The following is a 17500-nucleotide window of genomic DNA, read 5'->3' on the forward strand; positions in this document are numbered from 1 at the left end:
TCATGACCTCACAGCGCGCGATCGCCCTCAACGTCCTCGCACTCTACGCCCTCGCCGCGCTGCTCGCGGCCGCCTTTGCTGCGCAACTGCTGCTCGGCGAGTTACCCTGCCCGCTGTGCCTGTTGCAGCGGATCATGTTCGCACTGCTTGCCATCGGCCCGATCCTCAACATCCGCTTCGGCCCGCGTCCCAGCCATTATGCACTGTCATTGCTTGCAGCCGTGGTCGGCACCGCCGTCTCGACCCGGCAAGTGCTGCTGCACATCATGCCCGGCGATCCCGGCTTCGGCACCGCGCTGTTCGGCTATCACTATTACACCTGGGCACTGATCGGCTTTATCGCGGCCATCGTTCTGCTGTCGCTTGTGCTGCTGTTTGATCGGCAATTCGAGAAGGCCCCCGCCGTTCACTCGACGCCCAGTGTTATCGCGCATGTTGCCGTCTGGCTCGTGATCGGCCTGACGGCCGCGAATGTCGCCTCGACCCTGCTCGAATGCGGCTTCAAGGCCTGTGCGGATGATCCCGTGGTGTATGAGCTGCTGAAACGATAGCCACCGCGACACTGAATCGCCAATGGCTACAATTCCAGTCGCCGTGTAATCCCGACATTCTCCAGAAACGTCTCGTCGTGGCTGACGATCACGAGCGCGCCATCATAGGCCCGCAGGCCGGCTTCCACGGCTTCGATGGAATCGACATCAAGGTGATTGGTCGGCTCGTCGAGGATCAGCAATGGCGGCGGCGTCATGCCGCCCATGGCACAGGCGAGACCGGCGCGCAGCATCTGCCCTCCGCTCAGCGTGCCAACCATCTGAAGCGCAGCATCTGCGCGAAACATGAATCGCGCCAGCGCGGCGCGGCAGGCATTCTCGTCCGCTTGCGGATGAAGCCGTCGAAAATTATCGCGGATTGTCCGCGACGGATCGAGCAGACTGACCTGCTGATCGAGCATGGCGAAATGGACCATCATCCGTACCGCGCCCGCCATCGGCTGGATCGCGCCGGTGATGAGGCCTAACAGCGTCGTCTTGCCGGAGCCGTTCGGACCGGTCACCGCCACACGTTCCGGACCAGTGATGACGAACGACAGATTGCGGATGATCGGCGCCTCCGCTGCATAGCTGAAGCTCACATCGTCCATCTGCAGAACCACCCTGCGAGCCGCAAGTGCTGTCGGCGGAACGGTGACTGACAACGGCTGCAGAATTTCGATGTGCTCTCGCGCGGCGGCCAGCGCATCCTTTGCCTGCGCCTGCCGACGTTCCGCCAGCCGCGCATGCTCGCCGCCGGTGTCTTCGCTGCGATCTTTCGAACCGCCGAGCGCTATCCGCGGGATGCCACCCTCCGCGCTCTTGCGACGCCCCGCCTGATCCCGGCGCGCCTGACGCTCCGCCGTAGCCTGCGCCTGTCGTGCCAGCGCATCCACGCGCTTCTCGGCATCGGCAAGCTGGTGCTGCGCGGCTGCTAGGTCGAGCGTCTTGCGAGTGCGATAGTGTGTCCAGTTGCCGCCGTAACGCGTGGCGCCGAGCGACGTCAGCTCAATGGTCGCATCCATCGTATCGAGCAATTCGCGATCATGGCTGACGACAATGGCTCCCGCACGCCAGCCGGCCAGCAGATCGATGACCGCCCGTCGGCCGGCGCGGTCCAGATTGTTGGTCGGCTCATCCAGCAGCAGAAAATCCGGATCGGCAAAGACCAGCGCGGCCAGCGCAACGCGCGTCCGCTGGCCGCCGGAGAGCGCTGACAGCGCAGTATCATGGCGAACGTCGAGTCCAACGCGCCCGAATGATCTGGCCATCCGGGCTTCAATGTCCCAGTCGGCTTGCGCCAATTGTTCGGCCGTGGCCGTGCCACCTTCCGCGCGGGCGAGAAGATCGAGCGCATCGGTGACGCCGAACAGATCGGCGACCGTCTCGCGGGGACGGAGCTGCAGTGCCTGCCGCAACACCGCCAGCCTCCCATGAATACTCACACTGCCCTGATGAGGCGCGAGATCGCCGGATATCACGCGCAGCAGCGAGGACTTCCCGATGCCGTTGCGGCCGACCAGGCCGACGCGCTCGGCGCCGAAACTGAGATTGAGATTGGTGAAAAGCGAGCGGCCGTCAGGCGTCGCGACAGACAGATCGGATACAGCGATATGCGATGGCATGGACGAAATTCTCCCGGGAAACAAAGCGAAGCGGCGTTGTGACCTGGGCGAAGTCCATCGAAGCACACATCCTGTTGAAATGACGATGGCGGCTGACTAATCGCCAACTGCGGCGCGCTTGTGGCGTTGGCAAAATCGCCCGGCCCCTCTAACAACGACACCATGACCGACATCACCGCTATCACTGCCGCCTTCGCTCCGTTCGAAACGCTGGCCTCTTCGCTTCTGCATCACGTCAAGACCGACGACGGCTCGCATGACGTCGCGCATCTGGCACGCGTGTGGTCCAATGCCCGCTCGATCCAGCAAGTCGAAGGCGGCGATCCGGAAATCCTGGCTGCCGCCACATTGCTCCACGACTGCATCTCCGTCGAAAAGAGCTCGCCGCTGCGCGCCAGTGCCTCACGCCTTGCCGCCGAACATGCACTCACCCTTCTTGCCCCGCTGGGCTGGGCCAGCGATCGGCTGGACCGCGTCGCCCACGCCATCGCGGCGCATAGTTTCTCGGCCAGGATCACGCCTGAAACGATCGAGGCGAAGATCCTGCAGGATGCAGATCGGCTGGACGCCATCGGCGCCGTCGGCATCGCGCGCTGTTTCTACACCGCCGGGCGGATGCAATCCTTCCTGTACGATCCCGAGGATCCCGCCGCCCGCCATCGCGCCTTCGACGATCGCAATTTTGCAATCGATCATCTTCCGGCCAAACTGCTGACGCTCGCGGACGGCTTCAATACGGCTACAGGCAAACGCATGGCGCAGGAACGCCACGCGCGGACCGAGGCTTTCCTGACGGCGTTTCTGACCGAGGTCGGCGTTTCGTGAAATGGGCGCTTACGGCGCCCACTTCGTGAACACGTAATCCCGCTCCTTCACGCGTGCCTCGTGACACGCAAAACAGGTCTCATGCTGCGCCTGATCCACCGGCTTGCCGTTAATGAAGCGGCCGAAGCCCCAGCCACCTGACGCGGAGTATTTCTTCGAATCCTTCACCATGACCTGAACCGTGGTCGCGGCGCCGGGGATCGAGGCAGATTCGAATTCCGGCGACTGGGTGTGCTTCCAGGCGAGCTTCACCAGCACCGTGCCATCGGGAAACGGCAGCTGGCCGTCCCGATAGGCTTTGACGGCGATGTCGTTGCCGACCACGGCGCGCAATTCATTCAGAGGCTCGGCCTCCTGCGCCGGCGCGATCAGCTCCCATTTACGATAACCGTCGGGAATCGTGACGCCGTAGATCGGCGACGCGTTCTCCGGATTGGCGGTATTGGCGGCAAAGGCTGCCGCTACCGCGGATGACACCACGCCTGCGGCGAGGCTCGCTGCAAGAATCCATCGCATCGCGGATCTCCCTCAGCGCGCCATCGCATCGGCATCGATGATCGCCTGGGCGAATTCGCGCGGCGCTTCCTGCGGCAGATTATGGCCGATGCCACCATTCACCGTGCGGTGCTCGTACTTGCCGATGAACTTCTTCGCATAGGCCTTGGGATCGGGATGCGGCGCGCCATTGGCGTCGCCTTCCATGGTGATGGTCGGCACGGCGATCACCGGTCCCTGCGCCAGCCGCTTTTCCAGCTCATCATACTTTGCCTCACCCTGGGCGAGTTCGAGCCGCCAGCGATAATTATGGATCGTGATCGCGACGTGATCGGGATTGTCGAACGCCTTGGCCGAGCGGTCATAAGTGGCGTCGTCGAAATTCCACTTCGGCGAGGCGAGCTTCCAGATCAGCTTGGCGAAGTCGTGCCGGTACTTGTCATAGCCCAGCCGGCCACGCTCCGTGGTGAAGTAGAACTGGTACCACCATTCCAGCTCCGCCTTCGGCGGCAGCGGCATGCGGTTCGCCTCCTGGCTGCCGATCAGATAACCGCTGACAGCGACCAGCGCCTTGACGCGCTCCGGCCAGATCGCAGCGAGAATGTCGGCCGTGCGGCCGCCCCAGTCATAGCCGCCGACCACGGCCTTCTCGATCTTCAGGGCATTCATGAAGTCGATCATGTCGGTGACGAGTGCCGCAGGCTGGCCATTGCGCACCGTCGCGTCGGAGAGGAAGCGTGTCCCGCCATAGCCGCGCAGATACGGGATGATGACGCGGTAGCCGGCCGAGGCCAGCAGCGGCGCGACATCCACATAGCTGTAGATGTCATAGGGCCAGCCGTGCAGCAGCAGCACAACGGGGCCGTTGGCCGGGCCGTCCTCGGCATAGGCGACGCTGAGGTCGCCGGCATTGATCTGCTTCAGCGGCTTGAACGACGTATGCGTGCCGCGCTTGATGGCCGGGAGCTGCTTGCCGGCCTTGGCGGCCTGCGCCGCGGCGGAGCCGATGCCGACGAACTGGGCCGCGGCGATGCCCATGAGCGCCGCGCCCAGCAGAGTGCGGCGGTTGAAGTGACTGGTGTCGCGCTTGTCATTCGTCATGGTGCAGATCCTCCGGGCTATGACGGTTGAGGCCGTCGGTGTCCGAACCATGCCCCCGCGCCGGCAGCGCCGCTTGAAGAATTCGTGGGTTTTCTCTTGAGAACGCCATGATTTGTCGTTGAGACGGGGTGTGCTAGGGGACGGTCCTGCGCACAACGCCTTGGCACGACAACAGGTATTGGACCCCCTATCTTGCTGTTCAGGTTCGACGAATTCAGCCTCGACACTGACCGGCGGGAATTACGGCGGGGGACCAATGCGGTGGCCGTCGAGCCGCAGGTATTCGACGTGCTGGCATTCCTGATCCGCTCACGCGATCGTGTGGTCAGCCGTGACGAGCTTCTGGCCGAGGTCTGGCGCGGCCGCATCGTGTCCGAGGCCACGCTCAGCAGCCGGGTCAATGCCGCGCGCACGGCCATCGGCGACAATGGCGAGCAGCAACGGCTGATCCGCACGTTACCGCGGAAGGGGTTTCGATTCGTCGGCGAGGTCATCGAACAGACCAGCAGCCCCTCTCCGCTCGTGGCGACGGCGCCCTCCAATACGCTCCTGCCCGAAGCCGCCACCCCCGAAGGGCTGTCGATCGCGGTGCTGCCCTTCAACAATATGAGCGCGGACCCCGAGCAGGATTATTTCGGTGACGGTATCGCCGAGGAAATCATCACCGCGCTGTCGCGCTGCAGCGGGTTGTTCGTGATCGCGCGCAACTCGTCCTTCACCTACAAGAACAAGCCGGTCGATATCCGCGAGGTCGGCCGCACGCTTGGCGTCAACTACGTGCTTGAAGGCAGCGTCCGCCGCGCCGGCGAGCGGCTCCGCATCATCGCGCAATTGATCGACGCCCGCTCCGGCGCACATTTGTGGGCTGATCGTTTCGATGGCGAGCGCAGCGACGTGTTCGACCTGCAGGACCGCATCACCGAGCGCGCCGTCGCCGCCATTGAGCCCACGCTGCGTATCGCCGAGATCGAGCGGCGCAAACACAGCCGGCCAAACGCGCCCGATGCCTATGACCTGCTGCTGCGCGCCTCCGGCTACGAACACGATTTCACCCCTGAAAGCATGACCGCCGCGCTGGATTGCCTGCATCAGGCGCTTGCGCTCGATCCGACCTACGCCCCGGCAATGGCAGCGGCCGCCTATTGCCATGCGCAGCGACATTTCCAGGGCTGGATCGGCCCGGACGACGCCCATCGCAGCGAAGGCCTGGCACTCGCGCATCGCGCCATCGAACGCATGCCGAACGACCCGCAAATCCTCTGGATGGCGGCCTTCGCGATCTGGAATCTGGCCGAGCCGCAAAGCGCCAAGGACGCGGCCATTGAGCTGTTCAGCCGCTCGCTCTCCATCAATTCTAACTCCGCCACTGCGCTTGCGCTCGCCGGATGGATCGAGACCATGCGCGGCCAGCAGCAGGACGGTCGCGCCTTGCTTGATCGCGCGCGGCGGCTGAACCCGCTCGATCCGCACGGCTGGTTCGTTTCCGGTGCGCTCGCGATCGCGGCGATCATCGACGAGAACTATCCCGAAGCGATCGCGTGGGCCGATAAAGCCTTGCTGCAGAACCGCCGCTTCGCCGTCGCGCTGCGGGCGCTGGCGGTGGCACTCGTTAAGACCGGCGAGCACGAACGCGCAGCGCAGGTGGTCGAGGAACTGCTCACCATCGAGCCGGAGCTGACGGTCTCCGCTTTCTTTGCGCGGATTCCCGTCCCCGTGGAATCGATGGCGCAAACCTATGCCGCCGCCCTCAAAGCCGCGGGGCTGCCCGAATGACCATCCGCCCGATTGTCCGCTATCCCGACCCGCGTCTCGCGCAGCCGGCCACTGATGTCACAGTGTTCGACGATGCACTGCGCGCGCTCGCCGACGATCTCACGGACACCATGCATGCCGCTCCCGGCATCGGCATCACCGCGCCGCATATCGGCGTGTCCCTCCGCGTGGTCGTGCTCGATCTCGGCGATGGCGCCAAGACCTATGTGAACCCGGAGATCACATGGGCCTCGTCCGAACTGATCATGCATCAGGAAGGCAGCGTCTCCATGTCCGGTGTGAATGACGACATCCAGCGTCACGCGCACATCCGGATCAGCTATCAGGATCTCGACGGTCAGATGCAGACGGAGGAGTCCGACGGCCTGCGCGCGGTGTGTCACCAGCACGAAATCGATCAGCTCAACGGCATGTTCTGGCTTCAACGCCTGTCGCGCCTCAAGCGCGAGCGGCTGATCAAGCGGTTCGAGAAGTTGTCACGCGCCTGAAGCGCGCGGCAACCGTCACGTCCGCCATGGCTATTGGCGGCATCGGCCGGAGATCAGCCTGAGCCAGGGTACGGTATGGAACAAGCTCATGAAGGCATACATCACCGCCATGCCACTCCACGGCGATGAATGCGACGTTGAACAGAGCAGGTCCGTCGAACTGCCATCGAGCACACCCGTCAGCAGCGCCATCAGTGCGAAGGCCGGTGCGGCCGCAAGGCATAGCCAATCGGCGGCCGGTGCAAGGCTACCCATTTTCCAGCGATAGGCCTTCGCACGATCGACGTCGTCGATGGCGCTACTCATTGGTCTTCCGGAACGTCGCCTCTCCGGCGGCCGAGACCTCGACCCATTTCTTGTCGGGTGCAGCGCCGGCGACATAGTTGTCGTGCCAGTTCCACCATTTGTAGGTCGGAGTCTGCGGATAGCCCTCGGGCGAGTCTTCCCAGACTTCCTGGCGGCCGAGCGGAGTCGCGTCGAGATAGCTCCAGGTGGTCCCCATCGCCTCATCGCCCCGGCTGTTGATGAAATAGGTGCGGAACACGCGGTCGCCGTCGCGGAAGAACACGTTGTGGCCGTGCCACTCGTCCACGCCGAAGTCGGCGTCGAAACTGTCCGTGATGGTGACCCAGGGCATCTCCCAGCCCATCCGCTTTTTCAGGCGGGCGATATCCGCCTGCGGTGCCCGCGAGGCATAGACGAGCGTGGTGTCGCGGGCATTCAGATGTGCGAGATGCGCAACCTGATCCGCCCCGAGCGAACAGCCGCGGCAGGCATGATCGGGCCAGCCGAACACGCCGGGCTCGAAAAAGGCGCGGTAGACGATCAACTGGCGGCGGCCGTCGAACAGGTCGAGCAGGCTGGCTTTGCCATCGGGCCCTTCGAACGCATAGGCCTTCTCCACCGCCATCCACGGCATCCGCCGGCGTTCGGCCGCCAGCGCATCGCGCGCGCGCATCACAGCCTTCTCCTTCACGAGCATTTCCGCGCGCGCTGCCTCCCATGCCTGCGGTGACACAATCGGTGGTGTTTTCATCGGTGCCGTCATGGTCTTCTCTCCACTGTCGTCCATCGTCATGCGTTGCCGACACGACTTGCCGGTTGATCGTCGTGAGGTAGATTAGGACCCGGCAATGGACGGGTGGGAGTGACAAGTGTGGCGGGATTTGAATGGACTCCCTGATCACCGCCGCAGGTCATGCGCTCGCGGCGGGTGATCCGCTGGGTGCCTTGAAGCGTGTTGCATTGCGCGATGACGCGCCGGCGCTCGCGCTGCGCGGCATCGCGATGGCGCAGCTCGGCGATTTCGCGCGCGCGAAGGAGCTCGTGAAACGGGCCGCGCGCGCCTTCGGTGCGAAGGAACCTGTGGCGCGTGCGCGCTGCATCGTCGCCGAGGCCGAGATCGCGCTCGTGTCACGCGATCTGAACTGGCCCAGCAAGGCACTCGACGCCGCACGGCTGACACTCGATGCCCACGGCGACCATGTGAATGCGGCCTATGGCGGCTATCTCGACGTCCGGCGCCTTCTGCTCATCGGACGTCTCGACGAAGCCGAGCGAAAACTCGGCGCCCTCGATCTCGCGCCTCTGCCGCCCGCCTTGCATACGGCTCACACGCTGATCGTCGCCGGCATCGCGATGCGCCGCCTGCAGGCGAAAAAGTCACGCGCCGCCATTGCCGACGCGCAGCGTGCCGCCCGCCTCGCCCGTATCCCTGCGCTGACGGCTGAGGTCGACAGTGCATCCCGGCTCCTCGACGCGCCCGCTGCGCGTCTGATCGCACGCGGCGGCGAACGCATGCTGCTGCTCGACGATGTCGAGGCGCTGCAGAATTCGAAATCCGTCGTCATCGATGCCTGCCGGCACGTCATCCGCTGCCAGAAGACAGAGCTGTCGCTGGCTACCCGGCCTGTCCTGTTCGCCCTCGCCCGCGCACTCGGCGAAGCATGGCCTGCGGATGTTTCGCGCGAGACGCTGCTGGTACGCGCATTCCGCGCCAGACATGCCGATGACTCCCATCGCGCACGGCTCCGCGTCGAGATGGGACGGCTGCGCAAACTGCTTGCGCCGCTGGCTGAGGTGAACGCGACCAAGCCCGGTTTTGCGCTGGTGCTACGCCGCGCTCGCGACGTCGTCGTGCTGGCGCGGCCGGTCGAGGAAGAACACGCCGCGGTGCTCGCGCTTCTCGCCGACGGAGAAGCCTGGTCGAGTTCGGCATTGGCGCTGGCGCTCGACACCAGCCAGCGCAGCGTTCAGCGGGCACTGGACGAACTGGCGGTGGCAAATAAGGTGCAACCATTCGGCCGCGGACGGGCGCGCCGCTGGATGTCACCATCCCTGCCGGGACTCGCGACGATGTTGTTACTCCCGCCGCCGCTACCGGATCATTAGGGTCGTCGCCATCGTCACGAGGGAAACGCTCATGAAAACATCGGCAGCAGAAATCGTCCGTGAATATGGCCCCTTCGAGGGCGTCGACGGCGTGCATGGCGTCACCTATGACGGCCAGAACGTCTGGTTCGCGTCAGGCGACAAGCTCAACGCACTCGACCCCGGGACCGGAAAAACGCAGCGCTCCATCGACATCGCGGCCCATGCCGGTACCGCGTTCGACGGCAAGCATCTGTTCCAGATCGCCGAGGACCGTATCCAGAAGATCGATCCACAAACCGGCCGCGTGCTGAACACCATCCCGGCGCCGGGCAATGGCGGCGACTCCGGCATGGCATGGGCGGAGGGCACACTCTGGGTCGGACAATATCGCGAGCGCAAGATCCACCAGATCGATCCCGACACCGGCAAAATCCTGCGCACCATCGAGAGCAACCGCTTCGTCACGGGCGTGACCTGGGTCGATGGCGAACTCTGGCACGGTACCTGGGAAAACGACGAGAGCGACGTCCGCCGCATCGACCCGGAGACGGGCGAAGCGCTGGAGCGGCTTCAACTGCCGGAAGGCACCGGTGTGTCGGGCCTCGAATCCGATGGCGCCGATCAGTTCTTCGCCGGCGGCGGAGCCAGCGGCAAGGTGCGCGCGATCAGGCGACCGAAGCGGACGTGAAAAGCAACGAGCGGCGCCGTGCTTACTTCTTCCCCTGCGGATAGATCGTCTCGCCCTTCTTCAGCATCTCGACGAAGGCCGCAATCCGCTTCTTGCGGCCGGCTTCGGTCTTCATGTTGTGCACCCGAAATGCCAGCGAGAAGCGGTTCTGGGCGCTGAGCTTGGCCAGCATCGCTTTGGCCTTCGGCTCGGCGTCGATCGCCGCCTGCAGATCGGCGGGGATCGCCATATCCTTGCCGCTGCCATAGGCGCGAGCCCAGCGGCCATCGGCCTTTGCCGCCTCCACATGCGTGAGCCCGTGGTCCGTCATGCGCGTCTCCCTGATGAGGCGCGCAACGTTGTCGACGTTGATCTTGCTCCACACGCTCTTCTTGCCGCGCGGCGAATAGCGTTGCAGAAAGCTCGTCTCGTCCAGCCCCTTGCGGATGCCGTCGATCCAGCCCCAGCACAGCACGACATCGATCGCCTCCTTCGGCGTGATCGATGGGAGGCCGGATTTCAGCTTGTGAATCCTGATCCAGACCTCGTCGGCCTTGTCGTGGTTCTTGCCGAGCCATTTGTAGAAGGCGTCGGCTGTCTTGAACTCGCGCACGTTAGCGGGATCGACCTTCACGGGTGCCATGCTCTGCCCTGCCCCGGCGCGCCGCGTTAGCGCGCCTCCAGCCCCATCTGCCAGAAATCCGCTTCCAGCCGCGACGCCTGGCCGAACAGCTTGGCGAGTTCAACGAAACGCCGCTCGGTCATCGCGCGCGCCGCGAGATCGTCGAGATGGCGGCGCGCTGTCACCGCGATATCCTGATAGACCTCGCCGGCATATTCGCCGATCCATTCGCGATAGGGATGATCGCCCAGTGCATCGGCACCACCCGGCGCCAGCTTGCGGCCGATCTCCGCATAACCGATCACGCAGGGCGCCAGCGCCACATGCAGATCGAGCAGATCGCCGGCGGCGCCGCAATCCAGCACGAAGCGCGTATAGGCCACCGTCGACTGCAGCTCGGCCGCCGCCTCGATATCGGCCGGCGACAATCCCCAGCGTCCGCACAGTTTTACGTGAAGCTCCATCTCGCCGAGAATGGCCGCAAGCCCGCCTTGCGCCGCTTTCATGTCGTCGAGCGTCCGGCTCTTATAGGTCGCCAGCGCATAAGCCCGCGCGAACTGGATCAGGAAAAGATAGTCCTGCACGAGGTAGGTTCGAAAAGCGGTCTCGGGCAGCGTGCCGGCGCCGAGCTGGCGGACGAAGCTGTGATCGACATAAGCAGACCAGTCGTCAGCGGCTGCGGCCTTGAGGCGGTCGAAGATGTCCATGTGTCGAATCTCACTTGCCGTCGTCGAGGCTCACCAGCACCGCCGCATTGGCAATGAGGATGCCGTCGCCGCCGCTCTCGGCGGGAATGTCGAGCCCACCTTTGACGGCCGTGACGGTCACCGTGCCGTAGGGCAATTCCTTGCCGACCGCCGATGTGTCGACCTCATCCGGATTGGGCACCGCGATGGTCACGTCGACAAACATGTCGTGCGGCGTCTTGCCGACCATTCTGAAGAAGCCGACGCTGGAATGGCGGATCGCGTCCGACACCGCGCGTTTCGCAGCCTTGGTGGCGTCGCGGCCGTGGACGTCGACGCCCATGCCCATCTCGGTGATACAGCGCACCTTTGCCATCTGTTGTAGTCTCCACTTATTCCCAATTACATTGCGGCGGACTTAAGCAATCTCCTGCATCGCGCGCCAGTCCGTTGCTGCCACGCCCGCGCGATCAGCGACCGGCCATGGTGCAGCCTGGCTGCGGCGCGATCTCGCCCAGTCCGCGAACCGAGACGAGCTCCTGCCCCTGCGTCCTGGCGATGAACATGTTCATGGTCGCATAGTGGTTCGCATCGATGGTGACCGGACCCGTTGGCGACGGGATGGTGATTCCTGCCAGCGCATCGACAATGGCCTCCTTGTCGACCTTCCCTGCTTTCTCGATCGCAGCCTTCAGCGCGATCAGCGTGTTGTAGTGGGTCATGACATAGTTCGACACCACCGCGTCGGCGCCACCTTCAGCGCGCACCTTGGAGACAAATGCCTTAATCTCCGGCGCGTCGCTCGTCGCGACCGACGGCACCACCGCGATCATGTTCTGGCCCTTGCCGCGAAACACACCGAGATCGACCTCGGACAAGCCCAGGAATGCGACTGTCGTGTCCTTGAACAATCCCTGATCGTCCGCCTGCCGGATGAAATCCATGCCGTCGCCCTTCAGCGCGAACAGCAACACCTTCGCCTTGCTCGCGGCCACCTGCGCAATCAGCGGCGTGAAATCCTTTTCGGTCCCCAGCGTATATTGTGTGCCAACGATTTTTCCGCCGAGCTTCTCGATTAGCGGCTTGGCCATGTCGAACATCTGGTGCGGCCAGACGCGATCGGCGCCGAGCAGGAAATAGGTGTTGCCGACGGCCTCGTTCACATAGGGCAGCAGCTGGCCGAGATCCTGGTTCGGCACCGTGCTGAACGAAAACACATAGCGGCTGCATGTGCCGCCTTCGAAATTCGTGGCGTAGAGCAGCGGCGTTTTCGAGCTCTCGGCGAGTGGCCTGATCGCATTGAAATTGGCCGAGGTGACGGGGCCGACCACCGCAACGACGCCGCTGTCGAGCACCGACCGCATCGCGCTCTCGGCAGAGGCCGGCCGGGTCTTGTCGTCGGCATAGATGACCTCGACGGGCCTGCCGAGAATGCCGCCCGCCGCGTTGATCTCCTTGACGGCGAGATCGAGCCCGAGTTTTGCCTGCTGGCCATAAAGTTCGACACCGCCGGAAAACGGCAGGACCGCACCGATACGAATGGGATCGGCAGCATTCGCAGCGGAGCTGAGCGCCAAAGACCCCAGCAGGAATGCGAGCGTCATGACTCGTGTGACAAGCAGTTTCATGCGCGCTTCCCTCTGCCATGGGTTGCGCTGTCGGCGCCCCCGAGCTCGCCGTCATGATTGCCCCGGAAAGATCGCAGCGCGCAAGAGCCGATCAAGGCTCTGTCTGCTCAGGGCAACGTGGTCGACCTTGGTCCGGGTCCAGCACGCGCGGGAGCGTCAGTGACCGGCGCAACAGGCACAGGGGGTCCGGATACGTCCGTTGCGGGAGCCGCAGCCACAGGCGCAACGCTGTCCGGGACGATGGAGACTGGTGCCCCGGCCACGGGAGCCGGAGGGACTGCTACTGCGGTGGCCGGCGCAGGAGCGGCCGGAGCCACAGGGGCAGGCGCAGCCGCCGGAGGCACTGCAGCATTCATCATCGGCTTGCAGAGCATCACGGCCGCAGCCGCGGCGGTCAGTGACGCCAGACTCTGGAGCTCCGGCGCTTGTCGCGGATCACGTGCCACCGCGGCCGCTTCGTCGCGAAGCCGCTCGTTGCAGTCGCAGGTAGGAATGCCACTGGTCGGCGTGCAGGCATCATGATTCATGCAGGCGAGATCGAGGGCATCGATGGGGGGCGTCCCCGGCCGATTGCCTGCACCGCAGTAATTGCCGTGAATCAGCGTCGCGCCGTCGGTGGCCACAGCAGGGTTGTTGCCGGCGGCGCGAGCGCCAGACGCCCTCTCCTGCGCATGCAACGACGCAGTTGCAAGGACGGTGCATGACATCAGCAGCGCCGCAGAGCAGCAGCGCAGCCACGGAGCGATGGACGAAGGCTTGATCATTTTGGAGGGGCCCGCCTGGCACCGACGGAAGATGTCGGCCGCCAAGCATACGCGCGGCGTGGCCTTAGGTTCCCGATCGGGTTTTCCGGGTTCAGTAGGTCATTGCCCTCAGCCCGCGATCAGCTCCTTCGCCAGCGCCATATAGGCCGGCAGCGTTACTGGATCGTTGGCGGCATTGCCGGCAACCGGATGCGACGCATAGCGTGCGATCACCATCTCGGCCTTGGGATCGATATAAAGCCCCTGACCATAGACGCCGCGCGCCATGTAGGCGCCATGGGCATTGTGGGTCACCCACCACTGGTTGCGATAGGACGCGCCGGGCAGCGTGGTGTAGCCGGCCGGCTTGAATTTCTCGGGATCAGCGCCCTTCTCGATATCCTCGACCACCGCAGCCGGCACGATCTGGCGACCATTGAAGCGACCGTGATTGCGCATCACCTCGCCGAAGCGCGCAAGATCGCGCAGCGTCGTCGAGAGGCCGCCGCCACCGCTCTCGGTGCCGATGCGGTCGACATGATAATGCGCGTCCTCCTCCGCGCCCATCGGCGCCCAGATGCGCTCGGACAACAGATCGGACAGCGTCATGCCGCTGGCACGGCGGCAGATCCAGGCGAGCACGTCGGTGTTGACGGTCTTGTAGGAGAAAGCCTTGTCGTGCTCGCCCTGCTTGGTCTGCGTGCAAAGGAAACTGAAGATGTCGGTCGCGCCGTCATAGTCCGGCGGAATCGGCGCCATGCCGTTGGCGCGCCGCAATCCCCACACATCGGAATTCTTGTCGGTATAGACCTCCGTATAGGTGAGCCCGGTGGTCATATCCATCACCTCACGCACCCGGGCATCGCCGAATGCGCTGTCCTTCAGCTCCGGCACATAATCGGTGACGGGCGCCTGCGGATCGATCTTGCCTTCCGCGACCAGAATGCCGGCCAGCGTACCGGTGAAGGACTTGGTCACCGACATGGCAATATGCGGCTTGTGCGGCTTCAGCGCGCCGGCATAGCGCTCGTAAATCAGCTTGCCCTTGTGCAGCACTGCCATGCCGTCGGCATAGGTCTCATCGAACATGCGGGCGAAGGTCATCGGCCGGCCATCCATGGTGGTCGACGCGATGCCGCCGATATCGCGCTCCGCGCGCGGCAGCGTGGATGCAGGCCCAGCCCCGCGCCAGACATTCACGGTCGGCACCAGCTGGCGGATATTGCTCCAGGCCCAGCGCAGCTCGGGGAAGTTGCGGAACGAGCCGTCGTGGAACGTGATGAGCTTGTCTTGCGGCGGCGGAAAGCCTTGCATGAAGCCAAGCGTGTTCGGATCGGTCTCGGCGGCGGTGGGGGCTTGGCTCGGTGCAGGCGCGTCGGACATCAAGGCTCTCCGGAGGATGGTGAGCCAGTCGTAACATCGCGGAGCATGACGCACATCCCGCGTTTGAGCGGGGGTGCATTGATCAGTCGTTCTCGGTTTCGAAGAATATCCGTTCGACGAGGGGTTCGGCCCGCGAAATTCCGTGGCCCAAAATAGAAATCGGTTGTCGGGAGACGCGCCGGTCGTTCGTCCTGTGGATGCGAAACACCCGAGTGGAGAGAAACAATGCCCACGATTAGCGCCTTTGAACGATCCCCCGATCGCGGAAGGGGATTGGCGCGTGACATGGGCGTTCGCTGGGCGCTCGAAGAAGTGGGCCAGCCTTACGACGTCCGTCTACTGTCGTTCACTGAGATGAAGGAGCCCGCACATCGCAGGCTTCATCCTTTCGGACAGATCCCGACCTACCAGGACGGCGATCTCGTGCTGTTCGAGTCCGGCGCTATCGTCTTCCATATCGCGGAGCGCCATCCGGGCCTGCTGCCAGACGATGCGCATGCCCGCGCGCGTACGATCGCCTGGATGTTCGCCGCGCTCAGCACCGTAGAGCCGCCGATCGTGGAGCGCGGAACCGCCATACTCACGGAGCGCGACAAGACCTGGTACGAGACGCGCCTGCCGATCCTCGACGATCGCGTCCGAGCCCGACTGGCGGACCTGTCCATCTGCCTTGGCAACGCCGACTGGCTCGACGGCGGGTTCAGCGCCGGTGACCTGCTGATGGTGACGGTGCTGCGCAGATTGAATGGATCAGGACTACTGGAGGACTATCCGAACCTCTGCGCCTACATCGCCCGCGGTGAAGCGCGCCCCGCCTACAAGCGCGTCTTTGCCGATCAACTGGCGGTCTTCGCCGGCACGCCACCGACCGGCGAGTAAAGGGCCGCTCTAGACTCACGCGAGCCTTTCATAGAAGCGGCGCAGGCTTGGTTTGTAGAGGTCTAGAAGGCTTAGATCTGTCGCTTCTGACATGAGCGACTAATCGACTAACCTCCGTGCCGAGCGGCGTTCAAAACTACGCCCCGTCACTCCCACTCGATCGTCCCCGGCGGCTTGCTCGTAATGTCATACACCACGCGATTGATGCCCGCTCGCGTACCAGCCCCGCGGCGCGGCAGGTGTTTGCCTGCCAACGCCGATCTTGAACAGCTCTCGTCCTCCGCCCTAGTAATGGACGGAGGCGCCCATCGCACCGATCTTGGGCGGAGCGAACTTGGTCAGGTCGATGCCTTCGACCGCGGCCTTGTATTCTTCGGCGCTCGGCGTGCGACCGAGGATCGCCGACAGCACCACGACCGGGGTCGAGGCCAGCAGCGATTCACCCTTCTTCTCGGCGGTGTCTTCCACCACGCGGCCCTGGAACAGACGGGTCGAGGTCGCGAGAACAGTGTCGCCCTTCTCCGCCTTTTCCTGGTTGCCCATGCACAGGTTGCAGCCTGGACGCTCGAGATACAGGATATTCTCGTAGGCGGTGCGGTTCGCGGTCTTCGGCTTCACATCGTCGAATTCGAAGCCGGAATACTTCTGCAGGATTTCCCAGTCGCCTTCAGCCTTCAACTCGTCGATGATGTTGTAGGTCGGAGCCGCGACGACCAGCGGCGCGTTGAACGCAACCTTGCCTTCGGCCTTCTCGATGTTCTTGAGCATCTGGGCAACGATCTTCATGTCGCCCTTGTGCACCATGCACGAGCCCACGAAGCCGAGATCGACCTTCTTGGTGCCGCCGTAATAAGAAATCGGACGGATGGTGTCGTGGGTGTAGCGCCTGGACACATCGGCGTTGTTCACGTCGGGATCGGCGATCATCGGTTCGTCGATGATATCAAGATCGACGACGACTTCGGCGAAGTATTTTGCATTGGCGTCCGGCGTCAGCGCAGGCTTCTCGCCCGAACGGATCTCGGCGATGCGCGCATCGGCCTTGGCGATCAGGCCCTTCAGCGTGCCCGCGGCATTGTCCATTCCCTTGTCTATCATGATCTGGATCCGCGACTTGGCGATCTCCAGCGACTCGATCAGCGTGTCGTCCTGCGAAATGCAGATCGACGCCTTGGCCTTCATCTCGGCCGTCCAGTCGGTGAAGGTGAAGGCCTGGTCGGCGAGCAGCGTGCCGAGATGGACCTCGATGATCCGGCCCTGGAAAACATTGTCGCCGCATTGCTTGAGCATCTGCGCCTGGGTCGCATGCACCACGTCGCGGAAGTCCATATGCGGCTGCATCGCGCCCTTGAACGTCACCTTGACCGATTGCGGGATCGGCATCGTCGCCTCGCCCGTCGCCAGCGCCAGCGCAACGGTGCCGGAATCGGCACCGAAGGCCACGCCCTTGGACATGCGGGTATGGCTGTCGCCGCCGATGATGATCGCCCAGTCATCCACGGTGATGTCGTTCAGCACCTTGTGGATGACGTCGGTCATCGCATGATAGCTGCCCTTGGGATCGCGCGCGGTGATCACGCCGAAATTGTTCATGAAGCTCATCAGCTTCGGAATGTTGACCTGCGCCTTCTTGTCCCACACCGATGCCGTGTGGCAGCCCGACTGATAGGCGCCGTCGACGA

At 64.0% G+C, this 17500-nt stretch carries 18 protein-coding genes and 1 pseudogene; 7 read left to right on the top strand and 12 right to left on the bottom strand.

The window, feature by feature from the left end; translation table 11 throughout:
* Positions 1 to 2: 2 nt before the first annotated feature.
* Positions 3 to 551, top strand: a complete 549-nt coding sequence (locus ACEK02_RS29965; protein ID WP_371425075.1) for a disulfide bond formation protein B — start codon at positions 3 to 5, stop codon at positions 549 to 551.
* A gap of 26 nt (positions 552 to 577) precedes the next feature.
* Here the strand turns inward: ACEK02_RS29965 and ACEK02_RS29970 are convergent, their stop codons facing one another.
* Entirely contained in the window at positions 578 to 2155 is a 1578-nt protein-coding gene (locus ACEK02_RS29970) for an ABC-F family ATP-binding cassette domain-containing protein (RefSeq protein ID WP_371425076.1), read from the bottom strand.
* Between the two features lie 162 nt (positions 2156 to 2317).
* On the opposite strand from ACEK02_RS29970, the gene ACEK02_RS29975 reads away from it, so the two are divergent.
* Positions 2318 to 2980: an HD domain-containing protein gene (locus tag ACEK02_RS29975; RefSeq protein WP_371425077.1), complete on the top strand. Its 663-nt coding sequence runs from the start codon at positions 2318 to 2320 to the stop codon at positions 2978 to 2980.
* 9 nt (positions 2981 to 2989) lie between these two features.
* Here ACEK02_RS29975 and ACEK02_RS29980 read toward each other — a convergent pair whose 3' ends face one another.
* Both ACEK02_RS29980 and ACEK02_RS29985 read right to left on the bottom strand, forming a co-directional pair.
* On the bottom strand, positions 2990 to 3496 hold the full coding sequence (locus ACEK02_RS29980) for a cytochrome P460 family protein (RefSeq protein WP_371425078.1): 507 nt from the start codon (positions 3494 to 3496) through the stop codon (positions 2990 to 2992).
* A gap of 12 nt (positions 3497 to 3508) precedes the next feature.
* On the bottom strand, positions 3509 to 4576 hold the full coding sequence (locus ACEK02_RS29985) for an alpha/beta fold hydrolase (protein WP_371425079.1): 1068 nt from the start codon (positions 4574 to 4576) through the stop codon (positions 3509 to 3511).
* Positions 4577 to 4768: 192 nt separating this feature from the next.
* On the opposite strand from ACEK02_RS29985, the gene ACEK02_RS29990 reads away from it, so the two are divergent.
* Positions 4769 to 6349, top strand: a complete 1581-nt coding sequence (locus ACEK02_RS29990; protein ID WP_371425080.1) for a winged helix-turn-helix domain-containing tetratricopeptide repeat protein — start codon at positions 4769 to 4771, stop codon at positions 6347 to 6349.
* Positions 6346 to 6837: a peptide deformylase gene (locus ACEK02_RS29995; protein WP_371425081.1), complete on the top strand. Its 492-nt coding sequence runs from the start codon at positions 6346 to 6348 to the stop codon at positions 6835 to 6837. The genes ACEK02_RS29990 and ACEK02_RS29995 overlap by 4 nt, the downstream gene beginning before the upstream one ends.
* 30 nt (positions 6838 to 6867) lie before the next feature.
* Here ACEK02_RS29995 and ACEK02_RS30000 read toward each other — a convergent pair whose 3' ends face one another.
* Both ACEK02_RS30000 and ACEK02_RS30005 read right to left on the bottom strand, forming a co-directional pair.
* Complete coding sequence (locus ACEK02_RS30000; RefSeq protein ID WP_371425082.1) at positions 6868 to 7143, bottom strand: hypothetical protein; 276 nt, start codon at positions 7141 to 7143, stop codon at positions 6868 to 6870.
* The gene (locus ACEK02_RS30005; RefSeq protein ID WP_371425083.1) at positions 7136 to 7885 is read right to left on the bottom strand and encodes a DUF899 domain-containing protein; all 750 of its coding nucleotides are present in this window, start codon (positions 7883 to 7885) and stop codon (positions 7136 to 7138) included. Before ACEK02_RS30005 ends, ACEK02_RS30000 begins: the two co-directional genes overlap by 8 nt.
* Before the next feature lie 122 nt (positions 7886 to 8007).
* Here ACEK02_RS30005 and ACEK02_RS30010 point away from each other — a divergent pair, with 122 nt between their 5' ends.
* Positions 8008 to 9228: a helix-turn-helix domain-containing protein gene (locus ACEK02_RS30010; protein ID WP_371425084.1), complete on the top strand. Its 1221-nt coding sequence runs from the start codon at positions 8008 to 8010 to the stop codon at positions 9226 to 9228.
* A 31-nt stretch (positions 9229 to 9259) separates the two neighbouring features.
* The gene (locus ACEK02_RS30015; RefSeq protein WP_371425085.1) at positions 9260 to 9898 is read left to right on the top strand and encodes a DUF5074 domain-containing protein; all 639 of its coding nucleotides are present in this window, start codon (positions 9260 to 9262) and stop codon (positions 9896 to 9898) included.
* 22 nt (positions 9899 to 9920) lie between these two features.
* On the opposite strand, the gene ACEK02_RS30020 is transcribed toward ACEK02_RS30015, so the two are convergent.
* The 5 genes from ACEK02_RS30020 to ACEK02_RS30040 all read right to left on the bottom strand — a co-directional run bounded on the left by ACEK02_RS30020 (position 9921) and on the right by ACEK02_RS30040 (position 14939).
* A complete protein-coding gene (locus ACEK02_RS30020) occupies positions 9921 to 10520 on the bottom strand; it encodes a YdeI family protein (protein ID WP_371425086.1) in 600 nt (199 codons plus the stop codon).
* A 26-nt stretch (positions 10521 to 10546) separates the two neighbouring features.
* Positions 10547 to 11206: a TenA family protein gene (locus tag ACEK02_RS30025; RefSeq protein WP_371425087.1), complete on the bottom strand. Its 660-nt coding sequence runs from the start codon at positions 11204 to 11206 to the stop codon at positions 10547 to 10549.
* 10 nt (positions 11207 to 11216) lie between these two features.
* Positions 11217 to 11561: a Lin0512 family protein gene (locus tag ACEK02_RS30030; RefSeq protein ID WP_371425088.1), complete on the bottom strand. Its 345-nt coding sequence runs from the start codon at positions 11559 to 11561 to the stop codon at positions 11217 to 11219.
* Positions 11562 to 11655: 94 nt separating this feature from the next.
* Complete coding sequence (locus tag ACEK02_RS30035; RefSeq protein ID WP_371425089.1) at positions 11656 to 12813, bottom strand: substrate-binding protein; 1158 nt, start codon at positions 12811 to 12813, stop codon at positions 11656 to 11658.
* 872 nt (positions 12814 to 13685) lie between these two features.
* On the bottom strand, positions 13686 to 14939 hold the full coding sequence (locus tag ACEK02_RS30040) for a serine hydrolase domain-containing protein (RefSeq protein ID WP_371425090.1): 1254 nt from the start codon (positions 14937 to 14939) through the stop codon (positions 13686 to 13688).
* A 225-nt stretch (positions 14940 to 15164) separates the two neighbouring features.
* Between ACEK02_RS30040 and ACEK02_RS30045 the strand changes: the two genes are divergently transcribed.
* On the top strand, positions 15165 to 15818 hold the full coding sequence (locus ACEK02_RS30045) for a glutathione S-transferase family protein (protein ID WP_371425091.1): 654 nt from the start codon (positions 15165 to 15167) through the stop codon (positions 15816 to 15818).
* Between the two features lie 146 nt (positions 15819 to 15964).
* Here ACEK02_RS30045 and ACEK02_RS30050 read toward each other — a convergent pair.
* Both ACEK02_RS30050 and ACEK02_RS30055 read right to left on the bottom strand, forming a co-directional pair.
* A pseudogene (locus ACEK02_RS30050) lies at positions 15965 to 16027 on the bottom strand (GMP synthase); the annotation flags it as partial.
* A 76-nt stretch (positions 16028 to 16103) separates the two neighbouring features.
* Positions 16104 to 17500, bottom strand: a 1397-nt coding sequence (locus tag ACEK02_RS30055) for an aconitase family protein (RefSeq protein WP_371425092.1), incomplete at its 5' end; no start/stop codon positions are given.

The sequence above is a fragment of the Tardiphaga sp. genome (genome assembly GCF_041424195.1).
GTDB lineage: Bacteria > Pseudomonadota > Alphaproteobacteria > Rhizobiales > Xanthobacteraceae > Tardiphaga.